The sequence below is a fragment of the Mesorhizobium sp. M7A.F.Ca.CA.002.04.1.1 genome (genome assembly GCF_004022805.1).
Taxonomy (GTDB): Bacteria; Pseudomonadota; Alphaproteobacteria; order Rhizobiales; family Rhizobiaceae; genus Mesorhizobium; species Mesorhizobium ciceri.
In genome coordinates this window covers 1-2,258 of sequence record NZ_RZPL01000848.1, presented here as the reverse complement: position 1 = coordinate 2,258, position 2,258 = coordinate 1, and the positions used below count along the sequence as shown (strand labels likewise).

The 2,258-nt window shown below is 63.2% G+C and carries 3 protein-coding genes and 1 pseudogene; 3 read left to right on the top strand and 1 reads right to left on the bottom strand.

Annotation, left to right across the window (positions count from 1 at the left end; translation table 11 throughout):
• Positions 1-35: 35 nt before the first annotated feature.
• Complete coding sequence (locus ENZ75_RS29360) at positions 36-350, top strand: DUF2293 domain-containing protein (protein ID WP_013530931.1); 315 nt, start codon at positions 36-38, stop codon at positions 348-350.
• A 6-nt stretch (positions 351-356) separates the two neighbouring features.
• Here the strand turns inward: ENZ75_RS29360 and ENZ75_RS29355 are convergent, their stop codons facing one another.
• Entirely contained in the window at positions 357-854 is a 498-nt protein-coding gene (locus ENZ75_RS29355) for a hypothetical protein (protein ID WP_063168492.1), read from the bottom strand.
• 158 nt (positions 855-1,012) lie between these two features.
• Here ENZ75_RS29355 and ENZ75_RS29350 point away from each other — a divergent pair, with 158 nt between their 5' ends.
• Both ENZ75_RS29350 and ENZ75_RS35395 read left to right on the top strand, forming a co-directional pair.
• On the top strand, positions 1,013-1,978 hold the full coding sequence (locus ENZ75_RS29350; protein ID WP_063168493.1) for a D-amino acid aminotransferase: 966 nt from the start codon (positions 1,013-1,015) through the stop codon (positions 1,976-1,978).
• 129 nt (positions 1,979-2,107) lie between these two features.
• Positions 2,108-2,258, top strand: a pseudogene (locus ENZ75_RS35395) (short-chain dehydrogenase/reductase); the annotation flags it as partial.

Genomic DNA, 2,258 nt, shown 5'->3' with positions numbered 1-2,258 from the left:
ATCGAAGGGCGCGACGAGCCCAACGGGGTTCGGCGATGACGGCGCCCACCGGTCGCCGCCGCGCCATCGCCAAGGCGCTGACAGCACTTCTGCCGCTGGCACCCTATGCCGACATGGAGAAGATCCGCGGCGACGCCGGCGCGGTCCACATGAAGACCTTGCCACCAGGCATCGCCGTATGGCTGGCGACGATTGCCCATATCCGCCACATGCACACAGATTACGAGAAACTGCTGAGCGAAGGTTACGACCGCGACTCGGCGCGTTTCTTCGTCATCGAGCAGACCAACGTCGTGCTCACTCGCTGGCGCGCGACGCGCCTGCTCGACGCGGATGACGAGGAGGAATGACCACGGCTACTTCCGCTTAAGCACTGCGACCGCATTATAGGGCTGACCATCGGCCTGGCCGATCCAGGTCCAGGACAGATTTCCCTTGAAAAACCTGACGGTGATGTTGCCGCCGTCGACGCATTTGTCCTGACCGTAGGTGATGCTCTCGTGGTATTCCGCCGAAATGCCGTCACTGGACGTCTGTGACAGCGATCCGCCGCAACCGAGTGACGGATAGTCGATCGACGCGCTGCCATCGTTGATGGTCATGGCGATCGGCCAGTCGGCCCCGGCGTCACCCGCCGGGCTTTGATGGCCGCTGCCGACCCAGGTGCCGCTCAGCGACGGCACCGCGCAAGGCAGGTTCTGGAAGATCGGTGTCAATTCGCTGCCGGTTTTCTCGCAGCGATAGGTCTGCCCGCCCTGGCACAATTCATCGCCTTCGCGCGCGCACTGGGCGCTGGCTTCGCCCGCAGCGGCGAACATCGTCATGGCTGCTATGACGGCCCCAAGCCTGCCCATCTTCCCCCTCCCGTTCAGAGCGCGCAATCTAAGGCAATTCCGATCCAATGTATCGACGAGATCGTCATCGAGGCCGAACAGCACCGGGCGGGTGGCTCTATGCCTTCTGCCCAGCGCCGATAGCCTACTGATCTTGCCTTGCGTGACAGGAAGCCCCAATGAGCCACACGGCGACGACACAGGACGAGAAGCAACTGCCCGTGGTTGGCGACCGCCATGTCGACCCGCATTCCTACCCCGACGGCATCGCCTTTCTCGACGGCCAATACCTGCCGATGTCGCAGGCCAAGATCTCGGTGCTGGACTGGGGTTTTCTGCATTCCGACGCAACCTACGACACCGTGCATGTCTGGAACGGCCGCTTCTTCCGCCTCGATCTGCATCTCGACCGCTTCCTCGGCGGGCTGGAAAAGCTGCGCATGACCATTCCCTTCGACCGCGACGGCGTGACCGAAATCTTGCACAATTGCGTAGCGCTGTCCGGTCATCGCGCCGCCTATGTCGAAATGCTGTGCACGCGCGGCGCCTCTCCGACCTTCAGCCGCGACCCGCGCCAGGCGGTCAACCGCTTCATGGCCTTCGCCGTGCCGTTCGGCTCGGTCGCCAATGCCGAGCAGCTGCAGCGCGGCCTGCGCGTCGCCATCAGCGACAAGATGCGTATTCCGCCGGCCTCGATCGACCCGGCGATCAAGAATTACCACTGGCTCGATCTGGTGCGCGGCCTCTACGATGCCTATGACCGCGGTGCAGAGACCGCGTTGCTCCTCGACTTCAACGGCAATGTCGCCGAAGGCCCGGGCTTCAACGTCTTCTGCGTCAAGGACGGCAAACTGTCGACGCCGGCCACCGGCGTGCTGCCCGGCGTCACCCGCCGCACCGTCTTCGATCTCTGTGCAGAAGAAGGCCTTGCCGCCACGGCGACCGATCTCAGCGTCACCGCATTGCGCGAGGCCGACGAGGTATTCATCACCTCCACTGCGGGCGGCATCATGCCGGTGACGGAGATCGACGGCGCGGCGATCGCCAATGGCAAGGTCGGACCGATCACCAGCCGGCTGATGGCGCGCTACTGGCAAAAGCACGAGGACCCGGCCTGGTCGTCTCAGGTGAATTATCTCCGATAATTCAGGCGTCTTTGTCAAAAGATTCCCGTCGCCTCTGGAAAATCAGAGGATCGACCGTATATGCCCGAAAGCGGAGAAGCCTCCGCTTTCATCCAAAATCACGCCCGCAGGGGCAAGGACTCCAAGATCATGACAAACAAGGTTTGGTTCATCACCGGATCGTCGAAGGGCTTTGGCCGCGTCTGGGCCGAGGCTGCACTCGCCCGAGGCGACCGCGTCGCGGCAACCGCCCGCGATGCTGGCACCCTCGCCGATCTCGTCGAGAAATACGGCGACAGGA

What these genes read in the sequence shown, in the direction of transcription:
- ENZ75_RS29360 (WP_013530931.1), top strand. Translation starts at nt 36, where the DNA reads ATGACGGCGCCCACCGGTCGCCGCCGCGCCATCGCCAAGGCGCTGACA.
- ENZ75_RS29355 (WP_063168492.1), bottom strand. Translation starts at nt 854, where the DNA reads ATGGGCAGGCTTGGGGCCGTCATAGCAGCCATGACGATGTTCGCCGCT.
- ENZ75_RS29350 (WP_063168493.1), top strand. Translation starts at nt 1,013, where the DNA reads ATGAGCCACACGGCGACGACACAGGACGAGAAGCAACTGCCCGTGGTT.